This window comes from Vreelandella sp. V005 (assembly GCF_052645115.1).
Genome location: NZ_JBQXYA010000003.1, coordinates 107220 through 130934 on the forward strand (window position 1 = coordinate 107220; position 23715 = coordinate 130934).

Sequence of the window (23715 nt, forward strand, 5' to 3'; positions counted from 1 at the left end):
CCATGAACATGATGTTTTTGCAGGAGCTGTTCAACAACATCACCCAGCGTGATGCGCTGTTGCGCCGCCGCCATCCCGAAACGTTGACGCCGGATCATCAACAGTTAGTCAAGGCGTGCCACAAGCTGCTGGAAAGTGACGGCGAAGCCTCCAGCATCGCGCTGGCAAGCCGCGCATTGGCTATCTACCAGCGGCTGCCAGCGGCTGAGAAGAGCCGCTTCTTTGGCCGTTTGACGGCCGATTTCGCAGCGGAGCCCGGCCCCATTGATGCGGCCTACACCGCGTACCAGGAAGCCCGCGACAACCAATCGCTACAGCGCCTCTTCGAAGCCTGCGAGCCCAGGCGCCAAGAGCTTTTCCGACGTTTGAACCTGGCCAGCGACGGTACCTATGAATTGGTCAAAATGCGGGAAGACCTGCTGGGGCTATTACGCGAACAGCCGGAACTAGCGGCCATTGACGACGACTTCGCTCACCTGTTTGGCTCCTGGTTCAATCGCGGCTTTTTGATGCTCAAGCGCATTGACTGGAACACACCTGCGTCGATTCTCGAGAAGATCATCCGCTACGAAGCCGTGCACGAAATACAGGATTGGGACGATCTGCGTCGGCGGCTGGATGCGCGCGATCGACGCTGTTTCGCCTTTTTCCACCCGGCTATTGGCGACGAGCCGCTGATTTTTGTGGAAGTCGCCCTGCACAAGGGTCTGCCAAGCCGAATACAGCCCATTCTGTCTGGCGAGAGCAGCCATAGCAAAAAAGGGGTCGACGAACCCGAAGACGCCGACACAGCCGCATTCTTTGGTATCAGCAATTGCCAGACCGGCTTGCGCGGCATCTCGTTTGGTAATTTTTTGATCAAGCAGGTGGTGCAAGAGCTCTCTCAGGAACTGCCGCAGCTTAAGTACTTCGTCACCCTCTCGCCGGTGCCCGGCTTCGCCCAGTGGTTACAGGAACAGCGTGATGATGAGCAGCTTCCCGAATCGCTACGCAAATCACTCAAAGGGCTTGAAACGCCGGGCTGGCATCAAGATCAAACCCGCGAGGAGACGTTGAAAGCCGCGATCCGACCATTGGCCGCGCGCTACCTGGTCGAAGAGAAGAACCGTCACGGCCTACCACTCAATCCGGTGGCTCGCTTTCACCTTGGCAATGGCGCCGAGCTGCACCGCATTAATTGGCTGGGCGATATCTCTGCCAAAGGCTTTAAACAGGCTGCAGGGTTAATGGTCAACTACCTCTACGTGTTGGACGATATCGAACGCAACCACGAAAACTATACTGCCAAGGGCACCGTTGCCTGCTCCAACGAGGTGCGCGACCTTGCTCGGCGCGCTCGTAAGCTGGCCAAGGGAGAAACCACCAAATGAGCCATAATTTATTCGAAACGTTTGCGGAAAAAATGCGCGAGCGCGCTGACGCTGATTTTATTACCACCCGTGAAGGCCGCCGCTACAGCTACACCGATGCACTAGATATCAGCGCTAAGCTTGCCGGTGCGTTGACCAAGCTGGGCGTTAAGCAAGGCGACCGTGTCGCGGTGCAAGTGGATAAAAGCCCTGAGGCAATACTGCTTTACCTTGCCTGCCTACGCATCGGTGGGGTCTATTTACCCCTCAATACGGGCTATACCGGCGATGAGATCCGCTACTTCTTAACCGATGCCGAGCCTGCGCTGTTTGTCTGCCGGCCTAAGCTTGAAGAGCAAGCACGGGCGATTGCCTCTGAAACCAGCTGCCCAGCAATCGCTACCCTGGGTAGCGCCGCTGATGGCAGCCTGATGGAGACGGCTAAAAAGGCAACCCCGCGAGAAGATATCGTAGCGCTTGATGAACGCGACCTGGCTGCCATTCTTTATACTTCGGGCACCACGGGGCGCTCTAAAGGCGCCATGCTAACGCACAAAAACCTAACCTCTAACGCCGAGACCCTGGCGAAGGCGTGGCACTTCAGCGCTGATGATCGGTTGATCCATGCACTGCCGATTTTCCATACCCATGGCCTGTTCGTCGCCTGCAACGTTACTCTAATGGCGGGCGCCAGCATGCTGTTCCTGCCCAAGTTCGATGCCGATGTGATCTTCGCAGAGCTGCCCCATGGCAGCGTGATGATGGGAGTCCCCACGTTTTATACCCGCTTAGTGCAGGATGAGCGACTGACGCCCAAGGTAACCGCCCAGATGCGGCTGTTTGTTTCTGGTTCCGCCCCGCTCACTGCCGAAACCCACGAAGCGTTCGAAGCCAAAACCGGCCATGCCATTCTTGAGCGTTACGGCATGACCGAAACCAACATGAACCTCTCCAACCCCTACGACGGCGCCCGTCGCGCGGGCACCGTCGGGATGCCGCTGCCGGGTGTGGAGATGCGCATTACTAATCGCGAAAATGGCGATGAAGTGCCTTTGGGCGAGATTGGCATGCTGCAAATTCGCGGCCCCAACGTGTTTATTGGCTACTGGCGGATGCCCGAAAAAACCCGCGAAGAGCTGTTGGACGATGGCTTTTTCATCACCGGCGATCTCGCCATGGTCGACGAACAGGGCTATGTGCATATCGTCGGGCGCGATAAAGACCTCGTCATTTCAGGCGGTTATAACGTCTACCCCAAAGAGGTGGAGCAGGTCATTGATGAACTTGACCAAGTCGCTGAATCGGCGGTGATCGGCCTGCCGCATCCCGACTTTGGCGAAGGCGTCACAGCAGTGGTAGTGTGCCAGCAAGGAGCTGAGTTAGAAGAAGAGAAAGTGATCAAGCACCTAGATGGTCGACTAGCCAAGTACAAACAGCCCAAGCGGGTATTTTTTGTCGATGAGCTGCCGCGTAACACTATGGGAAAGGTGCAGAAGAACGAACTGCGTAAGCGATTTAACGACACTTACCGCGCCTCCTAATTGCCCCACCTACCCATATAAGCATCCTTCCCTTTTTGCCCCGCACCCCGCGGGGCTTTTTTTGGCATGCGATAAGACGCTTAAATGAACCATTTGCGCTACTAAGTGTTAAGGTAAAATGACTTACCGAACGATGGAGCAAAACGCCTTGACTACGCCTACCGTCACTAGCGGCATCACCGCCAGCGAGCTATATCAATTAGTAAGCCAGCCAGCGCCCAGCATTGATGGAGACGCGGCCATCGAGTGGCCTCAAGCGACGATCAGCTTGGATGAGGTTAATCAGACCCTAGTCTGGGAGCTTACGGATTACGGCAACTTGCCAATCACCCTGTCGCGCAGTGAAAATGAATGGATCGCTATGGCGCCCATTGTGAAGGTGGCCAGCGTCAACAATAGCGCTGAATTAAATGAGGTTTTGCTACGTCAGGGCATTGCGTTACCGCTAGCCTCTGTGGGGATTGTCGACATCGACGGGCATGATTTTTATGTCGCTTATGGGCAACTGTTCGGCGACTCCAAGCTCGAATCTATTTGCGCTGAACTGCATGCCACCGCTGGCGCCGCCATGGAAGTGGCTGAACTGATTCAAACACACTTTGCCTAACGCGGGTGCGCCTAATTCGCCCGACTCTTTTTACCAGTGTCGCTCTCTAAGTGACTTATCAGCGAGATTTTTATGTTAAGTAAAATTATGACCGCTCTGCGCGGTAAAGCGAATGAAACCGGACAAACGGTGGTGGACTCCCAGGCGCTGCGTATTTTGGATCAGGAGATTCGCGACTCGGAAAAACACTTGAGCCAATCTAAAACCGAACTGACCCGGCTCATGGGCCAGCGCCAGCTTAACAGCAATAAAGCCGATACCCTGGAAAGCAAAATTGCCGAGCTGGAAAAAAGTGCTGAAGCGGCGCTGGATAAGGGCGAGGAAGCGCTGGCGGTAGAAGTGGCTGAGCGCATGGTCGCCCTGCAGGACGACCTGGAAGCGGAGCGCGCGATCGTTAGCGAATATGACGCCAGCATCGAAAAGCTGCGGGGCGCGATTCGTGGCACCGATAACCAGCTTCGCCAGCTCAAGCAACAGGTCAGCGTGGTCAAAGCGACCGAATCAGCGCAAAAGGCGCAGTCTGCGGTGGCGTCTCGCCACTCTGGCCAAAACAGTGCCATGAGCAGTGCCATGGAGTCACTGGAACGCATTAAAGAGCGCCAGCAGCTTAATTCAGCGCAAATGAGCGCCGCTGACGAAATGGCGGCGGAAGAGAGCGGCAGTTCTCTGGAAGCGCGCCTAAAGGCGGCCGGTATTGGCGGTCAAGAACGTAAAGCAGACGATGTGCTCGCGCGCCTGAAAGCGAAGAAAAATACGCCCCAGGCGTAAGCTCGCATTCAAGCCAGCTCAGCTTTTCCCATGCACTCACGAGGCAGGCCATGCTTAATAACCTTAAAGCTCTTTTTCGCGCTACCACGCAGCAGCCGCCTGAGTCGCCCACGGGTCGTCCGGTAGCCGCCGGCCTGCCAATGGACGTCAGCCAGGAAGATCTTGAGGGCCTGCGCCTGGATGGGCGTGTCAATATCAAGCTGATCGGCCTACGCGCCCATCAGGATGCGCTGTTTCGCTGGGACGACGATGCTTATCATCATATCGCCGCCGTTGGCCACGTTAATCTAGGCCAGGGGGCGCACCTGGTGCGCTTCTATCTGGATAACGATACATGGCTGCAGGCCAACATCGAGCATGGGCAGGTACTTGAATATAAGCTGTTCGACTTTTACCGTGTTGCTCACCTCTCGGATAGTGAATTCGATGGTGTGATTAACGGCGACGATAAGCAGCCCAACAGCCTGGGTGCACAAACCATTGCGCTTACGTCAACAACCGATGAGGCCCGCGAATGCACCTATCAACGGGTGTGGGGCAATGGCGACAGCCTATGGTCGCCAGCGGTCGTGTTTGAAGAGCAGATGATATCTACCGAGAGCATGTCTGCCCGTTCTGTGACCCATCATGCGATGCTCTACGAGCGCACCATACAAGACACTGAACGCATGGAGTACTTACTGGTAAGCGCTGAAAGCGATGGTGAAGGCAGCTTTATGGTTGTGCACAACGTCGGGGTGGATGTCGCCTCTGTCGATATCGACGCAATGTAATAGGATCATCAAAAGCCGATTCTAAAAACGGTTTTAACGTGCTTAAAAGGAACTGACAACATGGTGAATTATCTTTACGGCCTGCCATCATTTATTGCCTATTTAGTCACGGCAATTGTGCTGCTTGCCGCCTTTATGTACTGCTATAGCCGCATTACCCCACACAACGAGTGGACGCTGATTCGTGAAGGCAACGCTGCTGCGGCCTCCGCCTACGGCGGCTCGATTATAGGTTTTACCATCCCGCTTTATAGCGCGATGGCGCACTCCATCAATTTTATTGATTTTGTGCTTTGGGGTGTGGTCGCGTTTATCGTTCAGTTGGCCACTTTCTTTGCCGTTAAGCTCTTTCTGCGTAAGCAGGGAGAAAGCTTGTCTCAACATATTACCGAAGGCCATCAGGCCTATGGCATTTTAATGGCCAGCGTGGCGGTAGCCGTCGGCTTACTCAACGCCGCTTCGATGACTTGGTAACGACGACGTGGTAAAGGAGAGCCCGCATGTCTAAACACGATCACACGCCCCACCTGCCGCGACGCAAGCGCAGCGCACGCCTGTCGCTGGCCATGATGGGCGCCAGCGCCTTTGGCCTTACCGCCTGCGGTCAACCGCCTCAGGAAGAGCAGATCACCGATATCGAATTTGACCAGCCACGCAGCTTTCAAAGTGTCGAAGAGTGCGTCGCGGAGAATGTTTACACGCGCAGTGCTTGCGAAGACGCCTATGAAGCCTCGCTAGAGGAAGTGCCGCGCTATAGCACCCTTGAAGAGTGTGAAGCTGAAAACGGCGAAGGCGCGTGTACGGCCCCCACCGAGGCGCAATCTCAGGCAGCCACCGGCAGTACGGGTGGTAGTTGGTTTATGCCTGCCATGATGGGGTATATGGTCGGTAGTATGATGTCCAATACCAACCGTGGTCGCTCTTTTGAGCGGGTTTATCAGGAACCGGTGTACCGCAATCGGCAAAATCAGGGCAACTGGAATACCGCGACCAATCAAGCCACCCAGCGGGTTTCCCAGCGTAACGAAGCGATGCGCAACACCGTGGCAACCTCTCAGCGCCGCGGCTTCGGTTCTCGCTCTTCGGCCCGCGGCGGCTGGGGTTCATAACCTCTAGGCAAACATCACCATGCTGCGCATTGATATCCCTGAACGCAAAGAGTGGAAAACCCTGGCCCATGAATTGGGCTTCCATTTTCATACTATCGACGGTGAGCCTTACTGGAAAGAAGATGCCTACTACCAGTTCACCATGGAGCAGGTAGAGCGAGATATTGAAGGCCCTACCGAAGCGGTGCACGAGATGTGCATGGAGCTGGTCGATAAGGTTTGCCACTCCAATGCACTGATGCAGCGCTTGGCACTGCCCGAGCATATGTGGGACAGCATCCATCACTCTTGGCGATCAGGACAGCCGCATCTGTATGGACGGATGGATTTTGCTTACGCTGGTGATGGCCCCGCCAAACTGCTCGAACTCAATTACGATACGCCTACCTCACTTTACGAGGCGGGCTTTTTTCAGTGGGTGTGGCTTGAGCAAGCCATCAGCCAGGGGATCCTGCCCCGCCATGCGGATCAGTACAACTCCATTCAAGAGCGCTTGATCAATGCCATGGCGCATCTGGGCGATCGTATTGACGCGCGCACGCTGCACTTCTCGTGCATCAAAGATAACGCCGAAGAGCGCGCCACGGTTCACTATTTACAGGATGTCGCGGTACAAGCGGGTCTCAAGGCGCCGTTTATCTATATGGAGGATATCGGCCTGCGCCCAGGTGCTGAACACTTCGTCGACCTGGATAACCAGCCCATCCACGCGCTGTTCAAACTCTACCCCTGGGAAGAGATGGCCGATGATGCGTTCGGCGAGGTCATTCCCCAATTAAATACCCACTGGTTTGAGCCCCCCTGGAAGGCCATTCTTTCCAATAAGGGAATTTTGCCCCTGTTATGGGAACACTTTAAAGGCCATCCCAACCTGTTACCGGCCTTTTTTGAAACCTCCGAAAGCCCAGCGCTGCCAGCTGGCTGGGTACGCAAACCATTCTTCTCTAGGGAAGGCAGTAATGTGGAACTGATCACGCCTGCAGGCCAGCGCGAAGCGGTTGGCGGCCCTTACACCGACAGCCCCTGGATTCGCCAGGCCTACCACCCGATGCCGCGCTTTGGTAACAATCACGCGTTAATCGGCAGTTGGGTCGTGGGCGACCGCGCATGCGGCATGGGTATTCGCGAAGATGTTGGCCGCATCACCAAAGACTCCTCCTGCTTTGTTCCCCATGCCATTGTATAAAAGCGCCCTCTCATTCTCGCTGACAAAAACTGGACATCTCTCATAAAAAAAGCTGAAATCATGATAGCTGATTTAAGTGTTACTCTTACGCGCAGAGTAGCAGAAACCTCATCACCTCTTTACCCTGAGCGTTACTTAATAGTGTTGTTGCGAGCCACGCTGCGCTATCAGGGCCAGCGCTTTGCACTGCTCGGCAGCGCAGTAAGTGAAATTTTACCCAGCGATCAGCCTGTCTATTACGTCCCAGGGCTTCCCGCCTCGACCGAGGGCGTGCAGCACTTGCGCGGTAAGATTGAATCGGTCATTAGCCTGAATTCACTGCTCGGTTTACCGACGCCAGAAGCCCCGCCTAGCGGCATGATTTTATTAGTCAACGCGGCAGAAATTCGAAGCGGCGTCCGCATCGAGCCGCTGGTTGACCTTGCGCGATACGCCAACCGCCAGTACTTGGCAGTTGGGGGTGAATGGCGAGATTACGCTACAGCAACTACCCGCCAAGTCACTTTACCCATTACCAACACTGCTCCAGTCCCGCCATCACTCACCTGCACTATGCGGCGTTACCTTCGTTGGGGAGCAATTGGTACTACTGCTGGATGCAAACAAGCTAAGTCTTCAAAAGCCCTAGCCAGCCAACCATAAACAGCTAATCGTATCGCCTTCTGCTATTTCGCTGTGGGGCGGAATCACCGCGAAGGCGTCCGCGTTGATGCACGACGAAAGCACGCCAGAATTCTGGTCCTCAAACGCCACTGCGGTCACGCCGCGAGGCGTAAATGTCAGCGTTACTCGCATATAGTGCTCGCGAGGCCCCGTCGAGGTGGCAAACCCAGCGTTAGCGGTAATGTTTGGCAGGGCACTCAGTGCCCGACAGTTCAGCATTGCCCCCAGCAACGGACGCAAAAAAAGCCAAGCCCCGACAAAACCTGAAACCGGGTTGCCAGGCAGGCCCACAAAACGCGCCTGACTGCCATCAGAGCGAGGCAAACGGCCTAGTGCCAGCGGCTTACCGGGACGAATGGCGAGCTTCCACATATCGAGTTGGCCAATCGCTTCCAGCGCTGCTTTGACGTGATCCTCTTCACCAACACTCACGCCGCCGGTGGTCACTACTAAATCCGTTTCATCGGCAGCAGCCGTTAACAGTTCAACGGTGCGGGCATAGCTGTCTGGCACGCTAACGGTGCTGACCACGTCGGCGCCAAAATTTTCCAGCAAGCGCTTGAGCATCGGCCGGTTGGAGTTATACAGCTGGCCCGGCTTTAACGGTGTGCCAGGATCGATGATCTCATCACCGGTCGAGAGCAGCGCCACACGAGGCCGTCTGCGCACGCTCACTTGCGTCACGCCTTGGCCTGCCAAGTGGCCCAGTGCCGCCGCTTCGAGGCGCTCACCCGCCTTTAATAGTACGCTGCCCTGGCGCACGTCACGGCCGCGGCGGCGAACGTTATCGCCCGCGGGAATGTCGGTAGGCATGCGCGCCGATTCGGCCTCTACCTCAACGCGCTCTTGCATCACCACGCAGTCCGCACCGGACGGTATCTCACCGCCGGTAAAAATTCGTGCGCAACTGCCGGGCGCAAGCGCCTGGGCCGGTGTGCCTGCCGCAATGCGCTGGCTCACCGGTAGCCATTTTCCAGCATCGGCAGCGCGCAAGGCATAGCCATCCATCGCGCTATTATCAAACGGCGGTACATCCATTTGCGCGGTCACAGCTTCAGCAAGCACACGCCCCGCTGCAGCTTCTAGCGAAACGCTCTCTGCGCTGAGTGCACTAACGTCTGAAAGAAGCGCTTCCAACGCGGCTGAAAGCGGCTGTAAATCAGCCATGTTGCCCCCGGCCTGGGATGACCAGGTTGGCGAAGTTGCAAGGCTTGTGGCGGCTATCCAATTGTTCAGCCAGTATGCCATCCCAGCCGGTGCGACAGGCGCCGGTGGAGCCCGGCAAACAGAATATTACCGTGGCGTTGGCTAAACCGCCTAGGCAGCGGCTCTGGATAGTCGAACTGCCGATCTCTTCCCCGCTGAGTTGGCGAAACCGTTCACCAAAGCCTTCAATGCGCTTGTCGAGTAGAACGGATATGGCTTCGGGGGTAGAGTCTCGGCCGGTAAAACCGGTGCCGCCCGTAGTGATCACTACCTGTACGTCTGCATCGGCTATCCAAGCGGCGACCACCGCGCGAATGCGATAGACATCGTCAGGCACAATGCGCTTTTCGGCCAGCGTGTGGCCTGCGTTGGTTAGCCGTTCCACCAGGGCTTGACCACTTCGATCCGTCTCCTCGTTACGGGTATCAGAGACCGTTAACACCGCAATATTCAGCGCTACCATTGGCTCCATGAGCTTACTCCTTCGTGCCTTTTCGGGCTTGCCGCGCGTCTAGCGCTGCCAGTTGTTCCGGCGTCGCCTTACCTTGGTAAAGCTCCTTCCACTCGCTATAGGGCATGCCATAGACATACTCGCGGGCCTCTTCATAGTTAAGCGATTCATCTTTAGCCTCAGCGGCGGCGACCAGCCACTTGGATAGGCAGTTGCGGCAAAAGTCCGCCAGGATCATTAGATCAATGTTTTGTACGTCTTTGTTATCGTCCAGGTGTTGTAACAAGCGACGAAACGCAGCGGCTTCAAGCTCTGTACGTGTCGAGGGGTCCAATTCATCAAACGCTGACATTACCGTTCCTTTAACAAAATGATGTGGGTTCAGCATAACAAAAGACACCGCCGGAAGGCGGTGTCTTAGGTGTTAATCATGGGTCGTTAACTGGGACGAGGCGCCGATGGCTCGCTGCTGCCACCAGCTGATTTTCGAGTAGCTACCTCTTCTTCCGATAGCGTCTGGTCTTTGACCTCTTCATACCACAGGTTGTGGTGCTCCTTCGCCCAGGTCTCATCGACGTAGCCGGTGGTCATCCCCTCTAGGGCGCCCTCGGTGCCTAACGTACCGATGTAAATATGGCCAAAAGAAACGGCCGTTAGCCCCAATGCCCCCACCGCGTGGATAATATTCGCCCACTGCATGGTGTCGCGGCCTTGATTGAAGTTGGGGAAGTCAAGCACAAACCCGCTGGCGATCACCAATAGGCCTACCGTTGCCAACAGCCAATACCATGCTTTTTCGCCGCCATTGGCAAAGCCTGCGTCAACATGCTTTTTGCCAATCATGCCGCCGCCTTTCTTGAACCATACCCAGTCGTGCTTTTTGGGAATGTTCTCTTTGATCAGACTGACCAGCAGGATCACCAGCAGAATGCCAAAAATTGGTCCCAGGTAATTGTGCAGCACTTTTGTGGCCGCGATCATCCATGCCCAAATCCCATCGCCAAACAGGGGCCGGAACACGAACTTGCCGAACAGCAGCGTCATGCCGGTCAGCGCCAGAATGATAAACAGCGTGGCTACCGTCCAGTGCAGCGCGCGCTTCATTAGCGTCCAGCGCAATAGCAAACGACCTGTCCGCGGTGCTTCAAGCTCCTTACGTCCCACAATGAAGTAGAACAGAGCGATCAGCGCCGCCATGCCAAATACGGCAATCAATCCAAAGGGTGACACCCAGCGGTTACGAATTTGCCGCCAGGTCTCGCCGCTTGAGTTGATCAGACTGTAGTTACTGTCAGCGCGTGAATCACGGTAGTTGGGGCCGGTTTCTCCACTGCGCACTTGGCGCCACTGGTCCGCAGTAATACCGGGCGCAGCGGTGGTCATTTCGCGGTCGGGGTCCGCTTGGGCCACCGCCACTTGCGTAAAGCCGAGACTTAGCACCAGAGCAAGCGCCACCAACGTAAAGCGCCAAATACCCAGTGCGAGCCCTTTACCTGAGCGTGGCACCCTGCCGGGTGCCTGTGCAGTCAACAGGTTCATGACACGCCTCCTTACCCTTTATGGGCAGCATCATAGGCTAGGTTGTCGGCACTGGCCTGAGGGTTATTGGACCAGGCGCCATCTTTATGGCCGCGGTGAACTACCCGCTGGCGGAAGATGTCGGCAACGTCTTGGGCATCGCCCGCCAGTAGCGCTTTGGTAGAGCACATTTCGGCACATAGCGGCAGTTTGCCTTCGGCAATGCGATTGGAGCCGTACTTCTCGTACTCCTCTTCTTTACTTTCGGCAGGGCCGCCCGCACAGAAGGTGCATTTATCCATCTTGCCACGTTCGCCAAACGCATCCTGCTGGGGAAACTGCGGAGCGCCAAACGGGCAAGCGTAGAGGCAGTAGCCACAGCCAATGCAGAGATCTTTGTCGTGCAGCACGATGCCATCATCGGTCTTGTAGAAACAGTCGGTCGGGCAGACGGCCATGCAGGGGGCATCGTCACAGTGCATGCACGCAACAGAAATGGACATTTCATCCGCTTCACCGTCGTTCAGTGTCACTACGCGACGGCGCTGAATGCCCCATTCGACATCGTTGGCATTTTTACAAGCGGTGACGCAGCCGTTGCATTCAATGCAGCGTTCGGCGTCACACATAAATTTCATTTGAGCCATGTTGTTCTCCTCATGCCGGTGCGGGATGGCTCCCGCACCGTCGTGCTGTCAGGTCGGTCGGTCTTTTTTCTAGACTCAGTTTTTCTAGACTCAGGCGCGCTCAATGCGGCAAATGGTGCACTTGGTCTCTTGCATCAGTGTCACCGGGTCGTAACCGTAGGTGGTGGCGGTGTTGGCCGCCTCACCGATGACGTAGGGAACAGTCCCCTCCGGATAACGGTCGTGCAAGCTTTCGCCTTGGAACATGCCGCCAAAGTGGAACGGCATAAACGCGACGTTACGATCAACACGAGGCGTGACCAGCGCTTTTACTTTCACTCGGCCCCCTTCAGCCCCTTCGACCCAGACCTGATCGCCATCGGCAATACCAAGGTCGTTGGCATCCGCCGGGTTGATCTCGACAAACATCTCCTGCTGCAGCTCAGCAAGCCACGACATGGAGCGCGTCTCTTCGCCGCCACCTTCGTATTCAACCAGTCGCCCAGAGGTGAGGATCATTGGATACTCGCCGCTGTTGTCGCGATCCTGAATGGTTTTATACATGGTCGGCAGACGCATGATGGAGTCGAAGTCGTCCCAGGTAGGGAAGCGTTCAACCAGATCACGACGCGTGGTGTAAAGCGGTTCGCGATGCTTTGGTACCTGGTCAGGGAAGGTCCAGACCACGGCGCGTGCCTTGGCGTTGCCGTAGGGCGCACAGCCATGTTCAATGGTGACACGCTGGATACCGCCGGAGAGGTCGGTTTTCCAGTTTTTGCCTTCCGCCGCCTGCTTCTCATCGGCAGTTAGGTCGTCCCACCAGCCCAGGTCTTTGAGTAGTTGGTCGTTGAACTCTGGATAGCCGTCGTCGATATCACCGCCTACAGGAGCGGAGCCTTCCGCCAGCAGGTTAACACCGTCACGCTCGATACCGAATCGGGCGCGGAAGCCCATCCCGCCTTCCATTACCGGCACGCTGGTGTCGTACAAGTTCGGCGAACCGGGATGCCTAAACTCTGCGGTGCCCCAGCAGGGCCACGGTAGACCGTAGTAATCGCCATCTGCCGGGCCACCTTGAGCGCGCAGGTTCTCAAAACTGAACGTGTGCCAGTTTTTCTGATGCTCCTTGAGTCGCTCTGGGCTTTGCCCGGTGTAGCCAACCGTCCACATCCCGCTGTTAATTTCGCGCAGAATATCGTCAATGAGCGGCTCATCACCGTTCATCTGATAGTTTTTCACCAGCTCATTACCGAAGCCCAGCTTGCGAGCAAACAGATACATGATTTCGTGGTCTGGCTTGGACTCGAAAAGCGGCTCGATCACACGGTCACGCCACTGAAGCGAGCGATTCGTCGCGGTAACGCTACCAGTAGTTTCAAACTGGGTGGCGGCGGGCAATAGATAAACACCGTCGGTGCGGTCGTGCATAACGGCGGCAACAGTGGGATAAGGGTCGACGATGACCATCATTTCCAGTTTCTGCATCGCTTTCTGCATTTCGACGCCACGGGTCTGGGAGTTAACCGCATGGCCCCAGTAGAACATCGCTTTTAGCGCGGTACGCTGAGAGATATTCTCGTCGTCTTCGAGCACGCCATCGACCCAGCGCGATACGGTGATACCCGCGGTGTACATGGGCTTACCATCGGCATACTCGGTATCGTCATAGCGGCCTTTAAGCCACTCGTAATCGAGATCCCATACCTGCGCCCAGTGCTGCCAGGCACCTTCCGCCAAGCCGTAGTAACCCGGCAGCGAGTCGCAGCCAAGACCAAGATCAGTCGCACCCTGCACGTTATCGTGGCCACGCAGGATGTTGGCACCACCACCGGCGACACCAATGTTGCCCAGCGCCAGCTCAAGAATGCAGTAAGCGCGGGTATTATTGTTGCCGGTGGTGTGCTGGGTGCCGCCCATGCACCAGACCACGCAGCCAGGCCGATTGTCGGAGAGGCGTTTGGCGACATCGTACATCTCGGCTTCGGGTACACCGGTCACTTCTTCCACGACGCTGGGCGGGAAGTTGGCCACTTCGGCACGCACCTCGTCCATCCCATAAACACGCTGATTGATGTACTCGTTATCTTCCCAGCCGTTCTCGAAAATATGCCACAGCAGGCCCCAAATATACGCTACATCCGAGCCAGGCCGCAGACGTACGTACTTGTTAGCCTTGGCGGCGGTACGGGTAAAGCGTGGATCGGCGACGATAATGTCGCAATTATTGCGCTCTTTCGCGATAAGGATATGTTGCATCGCCACCGGGTGGGCTTCACTGGGGTTAGAACCAATGAACAGAATCGCCTTACTGTTATGCATGTCGTTGAGCGAGTTGGTCATCGCCCCGTAACCCCAGGTGTTCGCCACGCCCGCCACCGTCGTGGAGTGACAGATACGTGCCTGGTGGTCAGTGTTGTTGGTACCCCACAGCGAAGCAAGCTTGCGCATCAAGTACGCCTGCTCGTTATTGAACTTCGCCGAGCCCAACCAGTAAACGCTGTCCGGGCCGTGCTCTTCTCGCAGTTCGAGCAGCTTGTCGCCGATTTCGTTAACGGCGTCTTCCCAGCTCATGCGCTCCCACTCACCGGCCACAAGTTTCATCGGGTACTTAAGACGACGCGTTGAGTGACCGTGCTGGCGCAGCGAGGCGCCTTTCGCGCAGTGTGCGCCACGGTTAATGGGGTGATCAAAGGCGGGTTCTTGCTTGGTCCAAATGCCCTCTTGAACTTCGGCATAAACGCCACAACCTACTGAACAGTGGGAGCAGATGGTGCGTTTGACCTCTACTGGAGAGTCCAGCACGGGGGTTTTGTCGGCCGACTCGGCGCGCCGCATCATCGGAGCGCCCATGAAGCCCACAGCAGCCACACCGCCGGTGGCTGCACCGCTACGCTTGAGGAATTGGCGGCGGGAAATACCCAGCCCGGAGGCCTTGGGGGTGTCTGTTTTGCGAGTTAAGCGCATGGCAAATCTCCTGGCATTCCGCCGTCAGTCACGCAGCGAGGCGTAGTAAGCACGGACGTGATCAGTCTCACGGTAGTTAACCGCTTGTTTTTCTTTTTTCACCGGGGCAGTATCAGCCTGAGCCAGGGTGACATGACCGACGGCCGCCGCAGCGCCTGCAGCGGCGGTACCCAACCCTACGGTTTTCATAAAACGGCGGCGCTCAGAATTGTGTGGCTGGTGCATGGGTTTCTCCTCTTGCATGCTTTTTATACAGGGCCTTTTAACCGGGGCTTTTATAAAGAGCTTTTGATTATTAAGAGCTTTTAGCTTTTTATTATTAGGTTGCTGCTGTTATCAATGGCTTCGGGTTTCCACCCTCAGCTCTTCTCTCAGGCTTAGCACGATACTGCCTGTGCCGTCAGTGTTAACGTTCAACGATACGCACTGGCGTATGGCCCACATCTACTTGCATGCGAGCCTCTTCACTCTCCATAAAAGCGCTACCTAACTGCCCCAGCGCTGCATAGAAAGCGGTGTCTACCTGCCCTAGGTCAGCAAAACAGCTGGCCGCCCAAGGGGCTAAATGTTGGCTAAAGAAATAGGCCTGCTCGTGACTGGCAGAGTCGATCAGCATCGCCATGACTTCGCATAGTGCAGCCAAGTGATCTTCAGGATCCCGGGTATGCTCACTACGTTCAAAGCCGAGTGCTCTTAAATCCTGGCGCAGCGCCACTAGCGCTGCTTCCATCAATTCGCCATTGCGGTACCAAGAAGCATAGGGCACGACTTCACCCTGAATCACACCGACCAAAAGGCGGAAATGGGCTTGCTTTAGTCGCTCGCTGTCAGCGCTCTTAGCGGCGCCTGACAGTGCATGCCAGCACTCGGCTAAGCGACTGCCGTCTTGTTCAATATCCAGTTCAGCCAACCAATCTAACAACTCGGTATCGGGCGCCTGACGCAACAAGGTGGCCAATAGCCGATAGATATCGCCGCGTAGCGCATCCGCTTCATTCAGCGTGGGCAGTGCATCCGTCATCGGCTTATACCTTCAGTTGCGCGTCGGGATCGCGGATCATGGTTTTCCAGACATCTTTTACCCGGCAGTCCTCGCACATTTCCAGGCGAATCATGGCATCACCTGCAAAGTAAGGATGGTTGGCCAACTTCTCTTTAATAGTAGCTACCGTGCTGACAGTGGCAAACGGCTTGCCGCAGTTGATGCATGCAAAAGCGGCTTCCTCGTGGCAAATATGACGCGTGTCACGGGCACTGGATGCCAAGAAACCAGGCAGCAGCGTAATCGCATCTTCCGGGCAGGCTTGTTCACATAAACCACACTGCACACAGTCAGCTTCCAGAAAGCTAAGTGCAGGCGTTTTACCGCCTGACTTGAGTGCCGGGGTGGGGCAATTACTAACGCAGGCGTGGCAAAGCGTGCAGGCATCGCTGTCGACTTGAATGGCACCATACGCAGCGCCCGCCGGTACCGCGGCCCGCTGCTCGTCAGGGTTACCCAACTCTGCTAACCGGGCCAGCACACGGTTCAAGCGTGCACGTTTTTCTGGCTCTGGCAGGTTAAGCGGCGCATCGGTCAGCGGCGTACCTACCGGCAGTGCGTCGCGCGCGGCCCCATCGGCAATCTCGATCAACGAGACCCTCGCGCGGTCATGGCCCAGCGCTGCTAATAAGGCATGCGCTTGGGCGACCTGAGCGGTCAAAAAAGCACTCAAGCGGGCGGGCATCCCCGGATGCAGTTGAATACGCACTTCGGCGGCACCAGCAGCCAGCGCCGTTAGCCACTGGTCGTGGCCGGCGGCGCCTAACTCTTCTAGCGGTGCATCAATGACATGCCCGGCGGGTACTACCCCGGCAGCACGCTCGGCGTCTTGGGACTCATGGGTAACAAAACGCAGCACCGGCACTTGACCGCCGGCTTCACGGTAAGCCGCTAACCACGCGGAGAGCGTATCTTGCTGGCGGCGTGTTTCCGGTAAGCGAAACTCAATGGCCCCCGTGGGGCACGCGCTGGTGCAACTTCCCACGCCTTGGCAAAGGTAGGGGTCAATCTCAATGCGAGACTCAATACGGCCTTTAACACTGGAAATAGCATCCGCTGGGCATACATCCAGGCAGCGGGTACAGCCAATGTTACCGCTGGTGGAGTGGGCGCACAGGTCGCTATTGACCTGGAAATAACGCGGCTTGTCGAACTCACCCACTAGCCCCACAAAACTGTCGAGGATCTCGCTGCGTTGCTCAACATCTTGCCACTGCATGACGACATAACCCGGAGGCGGTAGCTCCCAGCGCTGGGTATGAGTGGTTGACGCAAGATCGAGAATTAGATCGAAGCTGTCGCGCTCAATCAACGCGCGGGCAAGATCCAGCGGCGCATCTTCCTCGTCAAGCTGAACGCGAAAAGCCCCGAGATAACCATTGATGCGCAGCTGGGCCAATTGATGGCTGCTAAGCGCTTGGGTGACAACCGGTTCGCTGGCGACGGCTGTATCTGCTATCTCGCTGTCCTGGCCATGGGCGGCAGGCCCGGTCATTAGCAGCGTGAGCGAGGCCAGACCGCGGCCTTGAAGCGCGCGCGCAGCAGCGTTTACGTCAGCGGAAGTACCTATCAACAGGGCATGACCACGGCTGTGATAAGTCACATTGGCAGGCGTTAAGTTGGCAGGCCAAGAGATACGTCGGCGTACCGTTTCTCGAGCCTCGGCATTACGCTGGTCGTCTACAGACGCCAGTTGGATTCGTTGATTCATGCATTCTCACGGTCAGTGAATAATTCTTATTATATTTTTGAGTTATATATTTAACTATTGTGGCATAACAATGTGCGGAAACTAAGTTAAGCCTATGGCGAAAACCACTATTTGCCAAATTAATTACCGTCAACGCTTCCAACGCTTGAGCTATCAGCATCATTCAATGCTTTGTTTTACATCTACTTTCAACAAAGGCTAGGTGTTTTTTTCTCGGTCAGATGAATAATCAGACTGGTCGTCTAGTGAGGCATTTTTTGAGCTGCTGTCCTCAGCAGGTAGAGACGCTTCTTGCTCGCCGATGTCTTTTGCGCGCTCGGGTTGGGTGTCAGTTACTTGTTTATCGACGGCTTCTTCTACTTTATGTGTCCACTGGCGAAGCTTACCGGCAAGTTCTGACGACATCGGTTTCAGCAGTTTATGGTAGTCGGCGTCGTAATCGTCTAAACCATCGCGCACGTTGTAGTTACCGGTGGCCCAAAGCCGCTTAAGCGCTTGACGACGCAAAGCACCGCTGACGCCCGGCACCATGTACGCGCTGAAGTCACTGCCCGCTTGCAGCGTCTCAGGGTCTGGCAAGGTGTGGTCTAAGCTGCCGGGTTCAGGCGCCTGCGCAGGCGGTGTCAGGGGGTGTTCATTCTCCGCCTCAAGCTGACCGGCCTCATCATGAAACGCCGCTTCTGGGTCAGCGGGCAGGTCATCAATGGCCGACGCCTCTTCTGTTTCAACGTTGCGCTTCAACCGCGACCAGCGTTCCAAGCGGCTCATTACGGCTGCTCCTGGGTAGGCGTATCTTTGGCACGTCCCGCCCCTTTGCGTTTTTTCTTGCGCATTTCCATCGGCGCTTCTCCATGACGTGCCAGATAGCTCTCAAGCCAAACCTGAATGGCCAGTGGCATGGCGGCTTCCAGCACCTGCTGCTCGCCGTCCATCCAACCGGCCGCCACGTCCTGGCTGGCGGTGATGGCATCTGGCTTGGGTGTTTGCCCAGAAAAGCCTGCCCGCACAAATAATCGCGGCGTAGTCGATGTTAAATTGAACCGGTAAGCAGCACGCTCGGTCATCGAAAGCTGTAGATTGACCACATTGTCACCCTGATCGCTCAGCGCAAGCTCTGCTATGCGCCACTGGGTCAGCGTAAAACGTTTCACCTGCTTGGCCTCAGCCACCAAGGTAATACTGATTGGGCGTAAGTTATCGCTCATAATTTTAAATACCCTGAACCTTACATGGATGGCACGTGAAGAAATGGCATTCGAAAAAATCGTCGTTAGAAAAAACGCACAGATAAGGATAGCGCTTGAATGGGTAGACAAGTAAGCATCCCCAGCGCCATCATCGTCAACCCTGTCGTTCTGCGAGAACTCTTTTGTGAGGTTCATGGATGCCCGCCCTTCAGCCTACCCTTCAAATAAGCCGAGCCCGCCTACCGGCCACCACCGAAATCAGTATCGTTGATGAATACGGCGATACGCGCCAGCAGGCAATCGCCGCTGAACGGGCACTCACCGTGTACCTTAATAAGCGAGAGATCGTCACACTGATGACGCTGGGCGATGATCCGGAAGCATTGGTCGTGGGTTATCTACGCAACCAAGGCCTGTTGCGTGCCGCGGCTGACTTAGCCGCCGTGCAGGTCGATTGGGAAGTAGAAGCCGCGGTCGTGATCACACGCCACTTACCCGAAGATTTAGAGGCGCGGTTAAGCACTCGTACCGTCACGACTGGCTGCGGCCAGGGCACGGTCTTTGGTAAGCTACTCGATCAAACAGCGCTCACAGCACTACCCAAGACTCAATTGACACAATCATCGCTCTATCAACTACTGCAAAATCTTAACGCCTATAATGAAACCTACCGTAGCGCAGGCGCCGTTCACGGCTGCGCACTTTGCCGTCAAACCGAGGTGCTCGACTTTGTCGAGGATGTTGGTCGGCACAACGCGGTAGATACGCTAGCAGGGCGGCAATGGCTACAACAAGCCGGCAGTGCCGATGCCGACATCTTCTACACCACCGGGCGACTGACGTCTGAAATGGTACTGAAAGTGGCGCAAATGGGCATTAGCGTGCTGGTCTCGCGCTCCGGCGTTACCCAAAAAGGCGTTGAACTGGCCGAACGCTTCGGCGTCATGCTGATTGCCCGCGCTAAAGGCCGCCATTTTCAGGCTATTAATACCCACAATCGCCTGGCGTTGGATGCGATACCTAATCGTCCGCCCCAGACTCGTTCATCGAAAGAGGCAAGCTCATGATTCCCACTCACGAACTCACCGGCATGATCCTCGCGGGCGGCGAAGGGCGCAGAATGGGTGGCCGTGATAAAGGACTTGAGCCGTTCGCCGGCCTGCCGTTAGTCGGCCATGTCGTCAAACGCCTTAAAGGCCAAGTGGCTGAGCTGCTGATTAACGCCAACCGCAATGCCGACGCTTACCATTTCTTTGCCGATCGCGTGATTGCCGATAAAGAAGCGGGCTTTAAAGGCCCTTTAATGGGTATCTATAGCGGCCTTTGTGCGGCCAAAACGCCTTGGCTGCTGGTGGTTCCGTGCGACTCCCCCGCCCTGCCTGACGACCTAGTCGCACGCATGGTGGCAGGCATTGGTGATCATGATATAGCCGTCGCCTTTGATGGTGAGCGGTTGCACCCTGTCGTTGCGCTGCTGCGCACCTCGCTGGCCGATGATTTGGCCGCAACGCTTGCCGAAGGCGAGCGCAAGATTGACCGCTGGTACGCTCGCCATGCTTGGTGCAAAGTCGATATGTCGGATTGTCCCGACGCATTTGCCAACCTGAATACCGAGGAAGAGAAATTGCGCCTGGAAGCGGTGCTGCTGAAATCCTCTACGAAGGAGCCCAGATGACGCTCTCCTGTTTTGACCTTGGCGAGCGGATGCTCAGCGTTGACGAGGCGCGGCAAGCACTCGCTACGCTGATCGAATGCCCGCTAGACAGCGAACAGATTTCGCTGGCGCAGGCTCACGGCCGACGTTTGACAGCCGCCATACAGGCCCCGATCAACGTGCCGCAAAATACCAATGCGGCCATGGACGGTGTGGCGTTAGCCCTGCCCAAAGAAGGCGTTGGCGTCAAGCAAACGTATTGGCCGCTGGCCGGTGAGGTGTTGGCCGGGCAGTATCGCCGTGAGTTAGTACCTGCTGGCCACTGTGTCCGCATTACTACTGGCGCGCCATTGCCGCCGGGCACCGATACTGTGGTGATGAGTGAACAGCTGCGCGAACCGTTAGACGATAAGCCTGCGCATATGATCATTGAATCTCCAGAGCTCCTCAAGCATGGCCAGCATGTTCGCCAAGCTGGGGAAGACATTGCCATCGGCGAAATGGCGCTACCTGCGGGGGCGCGGCTCGATGCAGCGGCGTTAGGGCTGATCGCCGCATTAGGCTATGCCGAGGTAGCCGTCTATAAACGGCCCAAAGTGGCGATTTTTTCCACGGGCAACGAAGTCACAGCCCCCGGTGAAGCGCTGCCGGAGGCAGGTATTTATGACGCCAACCGTTTTACGTTGATCGGTCTGCTTAACGAGCAAGGCGCCGAGGTCATTGATCTAGGCATCCTGCCCGACGACTTAGAGGCAACCAAAACGGCGCTGCAGCAGGCCGCTGATCAGAGCGATTTAGTGATTACCAGCGGCGGCGTGTCGGTGGGTCAAGCCGATTTTACCCGCACCGCACTGGAACAACTGGGCCGCCTGGCATTTTGGCGCGTGGCGCTGCGACCAGGCCGCCCCATGGCCTGCGGCTGGCTAGGCGCAGCGCGCACGCCGCTTGTTGGCTTGCCCGGTAATCCGGTAGCGGTCATGGTAACCTTTCTACAATTCGTAATACCGCTGCTGGACCGGCTTCATGGGCAGCCCATGGCGCCACCCCATCGCCTGTTTGCGATCGCCGATAACCTATTAAAAAGTCGCTTAAAGCGTACTGACTTTATTCGCGGTGTTTACCATACTGATGAGAATGGACAGTTACACGTACACAGTACCGGCGCACAGGGCTCAGGTATTTTAACCTCAATGGTAGCTGCTAACTGTTTAATCGAACTTGCCGACGACCAGGACGGCGCGCAACCAGGAGAAGTGGTCAACATACAACCACTAACGGGATGGCTATGATCGAGCAACGACCGACTCAACAACCCGCTACCCAGCAACTGATCGACGACTTTGGCCGACGCATCAGCTATGTGCGGATATCGGTTACCGATCGCTGCGATTTCCGCTGCGTGTACTGCATGAGCGAGGAGATGACATTTCTACCCCGCGCCCAGGTACTCACGCTTGAAGAGATCGCCATGGTGGCCCGCGCCTTCACCGAGCTTGGCGTCGAGAAGATCCGCCTGACCGGTGGCGAGCCGCTGGTACGCCGCGGCATTGAGCAATTGGTCGATGAAATCGGGGCAATGCCAGGCCTTAATGATTTCACCATGACCACCAACGGCGCCAGCTTGCGCAAGCACGCCAAGCAGCTATATACCAGTGGCCTTCGGCGGCTGAACATTAGCCTGGATTCGCTGAATGCTGAGCGCTTCAAACAGCTCACCCGCACGGGCGATTTAGCCAAAGTGATTGACGGCATCCATGCCGCCCAGGAAGCAGGATTCAAGCGTATCAAGCTCAATGCGGTCATCTTGAAAGGGCGTAACGATGACGAGGTGGTCGATTTGGTGACCTTTGCCCGCCAGGAAGGCCTCGATATTAGCTTTATCGAAGAGATGCCACTGGGCGATGTATCGGATCACTCACGCGCGGAAACGTTCTATTCTAGCGATGATGTTCAGTCGCTAATTGAAACCCGTTATCCGTTGACGCCTACGACCGAAACGACTTCTGGCCCTTCGCGTTATTTCAAAATGACCGATAGCGACAGCCGCATCGGTTTTATCTCGCCCCATAGCCACAATTTCTGCGATACCTGCAACCGTGTGCGGGTGACAGTCGAAGGCCGTTTACTGCTGTGTTTAGGCAATGAGCACTCGGTGGATCTTCGCGCTGTGCTACGTCGCCACCCCGGCAATATGCAGGCGCTGAAAGAGGCGATTATCAACGCCCTGCCGCTCAAACCAGAGCGCCACCACTTTACGACCGATGGTGACGTCCAAGTGGTGCGCTTCATGAACATGACAGGGGGCTAGACGTTGGCGGGGTTGGCAAAAAAAACGAAGAGTAACGTGCCGGTACATATCATTACCGGCTTTTTAGGTAGCGGCAAAACTACGCTTATCCACAGCCTGATCGAGCAGAAGCCTGTGGATGAAACGTGGGCTATCCTAGTCAACGAGTTTGGCCAGATCGGCATCGACCAAGCGATGTTCGATGCCCGCGATGATGTCGTTATCAAAGGCTTGCCCGGCGGCTGCCTGTGCTGCCAGCTCGCCTTTGTATTACAAGCGGCGCTGGTGAATTTATTGTCCCGCAGCCAGCCGGACCGGGTCATCATCGAGCCATCCGGCCTTGGCCACCCGGCAGGCCTCCTCGATTTACTGCGCGGTGATGCCTTCAGCGAAGTGGTAGAAGTGCGCGACATTATCGCCACCCTTGACCCGCGCCGGCTGGATGATCCCCGCGCAAGGCAACACGACACCTTCCGCGATCAGCTCGACATGGCCGATGCCGTGGCGCTGACCATGCTTGATCAGAGCACTCCCGAACAGCTCGACGCTGCTCACTCCTTTGTGGCTCAGCGCTGGCCACCACGCAAATGGGTGCATGCAGCCACGCAGGGCAAGCTTCCTTTTGCGCTATTAGCACAGAGCGGGCAGGCGAAAGGAAGTGATCTTAGCGTGCCCGCCAACCATCAACAGTTGGCGGCAACGCCAAGCCTAGAAGGCAGCTTTTTTGACTTCCCCCCGGCGCCAGGTAAGCCGCAGCGGGAAACCGGCGCCGCGTTGGGCTATACCAGCACCGGTTTACGCTGGCATCCCAGTGAACGCTTTGATCTAGATCGCTTGGCGACTTGCTTGGGAGAACTGCCTCCGGAAGCGCGCATTAAAGGCGTATTCCACACCAGCAGTGGTTGGAAGCGTCTCAATCGTGCACAAGGCACACTTAGCGTCGAAAGCAGCGCCTGGCGGCAAGACTCCCGCTTGGAAATTATCCTTCCCGATGCCCTGGCGCCTCATGACAAGACTATCGAAGCCCGCTTGCTCTCAATGGCGATGGTTTAAAGGGGGGGGGGGGGGCGAAG

Annotated in this window: 25 protein-coding genes; 14 read left to right on the plus strand and 11 right to left on the minus strand. The window is 56.4% G+C overall.

Features of this window, described 5'->3' with window-relative positions:
* Positions 1-2 precede the first annotated feature (2 nt).
* The 9 genes from ACUN8H_RS09095 (at position 3) to ACUN8H_RS09135 (ending at position 7975) form a co-directional block, all read left to right on the plus strand.
* On the plus strand, positions 3-1370 hold the full coding sequence (locus ACUN8H_RS09095; RefSeq protein WP_445531822.1) for a malonyl-CoA decarboxylase: 1368 nt from the start codon (positions 3-5) through the stop codon (positions 1368-1370).
* Positions 1367-2890, plus strand: coding sequence for a malonate--CoA ligase (locus tag ACUN8H_RS09100; protein WP_445531823.1), 1524 nt, complete (start codon positions 1367-1369; stop codon positions 2888-2890). The genes ACUN8H_RS09095 and ACUN8H_RS09100 overlap by 4 nt, the downstream gene beginning before the upstream one ends.
* Before the next feature lie 148 nt (positions 2891-3038).
* Entirely contained in the window at positions 3039-3497 is a 459-nt protein-coding gene (locus ACUN8H_RS09105) for a DUF2170 family protein (protein ID WP_445531824.1), read from the plus strand.
* A gap of 72 nt (positions 3498-3569) precedes the next feature.
* On the plus strand, positions 3570-4265 hold the full coding sequence (locus ACUN8H_RS09110; protein WP_445531825.1) for a PspA/IM30 family protein: 696 nt from the start codon (positions 3570-3572) through the stop codon (positions 4263-4265).
* Positions 4266-4315: 50 nt separating this feature from the next.
* The gene (locus tag ACUN8H_RS09115) at positions 4316-5038 is read left to right on the plus strand and encodes a DUF2491 family protein (RefSeq protein ID WP_445531826.1); all 723 of its coding nucleotides are present in this window, start codon (positions 4316-4318) and stop codon (positions 5036-5038) included.
* A 60-nt stretch (positions 5039-5098) separates the two neighbouring features.
* Entirely contained in the window at positions 5099-5512 is a 414-nt protein-coding gene (locus ACUN8H_RS09120) for a DUF350 domain-containing protein (RefSeq protein ID WP_295709922.1), read from the plus strand.
* A gap of 26 nt (positions 5513-5538) precedes the next feature.
* A complete protein-coding gene (locus ACUN8H_RS09125) occupies positions 5539-6147 on the plus strand; it encodes a DUF1190 domain-containing protein (RefSeq protein ID WP_445531827.1) in 609 nt (202 codons plus the stop codon).
* A 19-nt stretch (positions 6148-6166) separates the two neighbouring features.
* Positions 6167-7333 (plus strand): glutathionylspermidine synthase family protein, encoded by a 1167-nt coding sequence (locus tag ACUN8H_RS09130; protein ID WP_445531828.1) that lies wholly within the window; start codon positions 6167-6169, stop codon positions 7331-7333.
* Positions 7334-7393: 60 nt separating this feature from the next.
* Positions 7394-7975, plus strand: a complete 582-nt coding sequence (locus ACUN8H_RS09135) for a chemotaxis protein CheW (RefSeq protein WP_445531829.1) — start codon at positions 7394-7396, stop codon at positions 7973-7975.
* On the opposite strand, the gene ACUN8H_RS09140 is transcribed toward ACUN8H_RS09135, so the two are convergent.
* From ACUN8H_RS09140 to ACUN8H_RS09190, 11 genes are all read right to left on the minus strand, one after another.
* Positions 7958-9163, minus strand: coding sequence for a molybdopterin molybdotransferase MoeA (locus ACUN8H_RS09140; RefSeq protein WP_445531830.1), 1206 nt, complete (start codon positions 9161-9163; stop codon positions 7958-7960). The genes ACUN8H_RS09135 and ACUN8H_RS09140 overlap by 18 nt on opposite strands.
* Positions 9156-9674 carry a molybdenum cofactor biosynthesis protein B gene (gene moaB, locus ACUN8H_RS09145; protein WP_445531831.1) on the minus strand — a complete coding sequence of 173 codons (519 nt, stop codon included), beginning with the start codon at positions 9672-9674 and terminating at the stop codon, positions 9156-9158. Before moaB ends, ACUN8H_RS09140 begins: the two co-directional genes overlap by 8 nt.
* A 4-nt stretch (positions 9675-9678) precedes the next feature.
* Positions 9679-10005, minus strand: a complete 327-nt coding sequence (locus ACUN8H_RS09150; RefSeq protein WP_445531832.1) for a DUF1244 domain-containing protein — start codon at positions 10003-10005, stop codon at positions 9679-9681.
* A gap of 86 nt (positions 10006-10091) precedes the next feature.
* Positions 10092-11192: a formate dehydrogenase subunit gamma gene (locus tag ACUN8H_RS09155; protein ID WP_445531833.1), complete on the minus strand. Its 1101-nt coding sequence runs from the start codon at positions 11190-11192 to the stop codon at positions 10092-10094.
* 11 nt (positions 11193-11203) lie between these two features.
* Positions 11204-11818: a formate dehydrogenase FDH3 subunit beta gene (fdh3B, locus tag ACUN8H_RS09160; RefSeq protein ID WP_022521832.1), complete on the minus strand. Its 615-nt coding sequence runs from the start codon at positions 11816-11818 to the stop codon at positions 11204-11206.
* 90 nt (positions 11819-11908) lie between these two features.
* Entirely contained in the window at positions 11909-14761 is a 2853-nt protein-coding gene (locus tag ACUN8H_RS09165) for a molybdopterin-dependent oxidoreductase (protein WP_445531834.1), read from the minus strand.
* Between the two features lie 24 nt (positions 14762-14785).
* Complete coding sequence (locus tag ACUN8H_RS09170) at positions 14786-14986, minus strand: twin-arginine translocation signal domain-containing protein (RefSeq protein WP_445531835.1); 201 nt, start codon at positions 14984-14986, stop codon at positions 14786-14788.
* A 181-nt stretch (positions 14987-15167) separates the two neighbouring features.
* A complete protein-coding gene (locus tag ACUN8H_RS09175; RefSeq protein ID WP_445531836.1) occupies positions 15168-15782 on the minus strand; it encodes a TorD/DmsD family molecular chaperone in 615 nt (204 codons plus the stop codon).
* 4 nt (positions 15783-15786) lie between these two features.
* Positions 15787-17514 carry a 4Fe-4S binding protein gene (locus ACUN8H_RS09180; RefSeq protein ID WP_445531837.1) on the minus strand — a complete coding sequence of 576 codons (1728 nt, stop codon included), beginning with the start codon at positions 17512-17514 and terminating at the stop codon, positions 15787-15789.
* 198 nt (positions 17515-17712) lie between these two features.
* A complete protein-coding gene (locus ACUN8H_RS09185; RefSeq protein WP_445531838.1) occupies positions 17713-18282 on the minus strand; it encodes a DUF3306 domain-containing protein in 570 nt (189 codons plus the stop codon).
* Entirely contained in the window at positions 18282-18719 is a 438-nt protein-coding gene (locus tag ACUN8H_RS09190) for a DUF3305 domain-containing protein (RefSeq protein ID WP_445531839.1), read from the minus strand. Before ACUN8H_RS09190 ends, ACUN8H_RS09185 begins: the two co-directional genes overlap by 1 nt.
* 179 nt (positions 18720-18898) lie before the next feature.
* Here ACUN8H_RS09190 and ACUN8H_RS09195 point away from each other — a divergent pair, with 179 nt between their 5' ends.
* Genes ACUN8H_RS09195 through ACUN8H_RS09215 form a run of 5 tightly spaced genes read left to right on the plus strand, consistent with a single transcriptional unit; the run spans position 18899 to position 23695 of the window.
* A complete protein-coding gene (locus ACUN8H_RS09195; RefSeq protein WP_445531840.1) occupies positions 18899-19768 on the plus strand; it encodes a formate dehydrogenase accessory sulfurtransferase FdhD in 870 nt (289 codons plus the stop codon).
* Positions 19765-20376 carry a molybdenum cofactor guanylyltransferase MobA gene (mobA, locus tag ACUN8H_RS09200; protein WP_445531841.1) on the plus strand — a complete coding sequence of 204 codons (612 nt, stop codon included), beginning with the start codon at positions 19765-19767 and terminating at the stop codon, positions 20374-20376. The genes ACUN8H_RS09195 and mobA overlap by 4 nt, the downstream gene beginning before the upstream one ends.
* Positions 20373-21644 (plus strand): molybdopterin molybdotransferase MoeA, encoded by a 1272-nt coding sequence (gene moeA, locus ACUN8H_RS09205; protein ID WP_445531842.1) that lies wholly within the window; start codon positions 20373-20375, stop codon positions 21642-21644. Before mobA ends, moeA begins: the two co-directional genes overlap by 4 nt.
* The gene (moaA, locus tag ACUN8H_RS09210; protein WP_445531843.1) at positions 21641-22663 is read left to right on the plus strand and encodes a GTP 3',8-cyclase MoaA; all 1023 of its coding nucleotides are present in this window, start codon (positions 21641-21643) and stop codon (positions 22661-22663) included. The genes moeA and moaA overlap by 4 nt, the downstream gene beginning before the upstream one ends.
* A 36-nt stretch (positions 22664-22699) precedes the next feature.
* Positions 22700-23695, plus strand: coding sequence for a CobW family GTP-binding protein (locus ACUN8H_RS09215; RefSeq protein ID WP_445531844.1), 996 nt, complete (start codon positions 22700-22702; stop codon positions 23693-23695).
* Positions 23696-23715 lie beyond the last annotated feature (20 nt).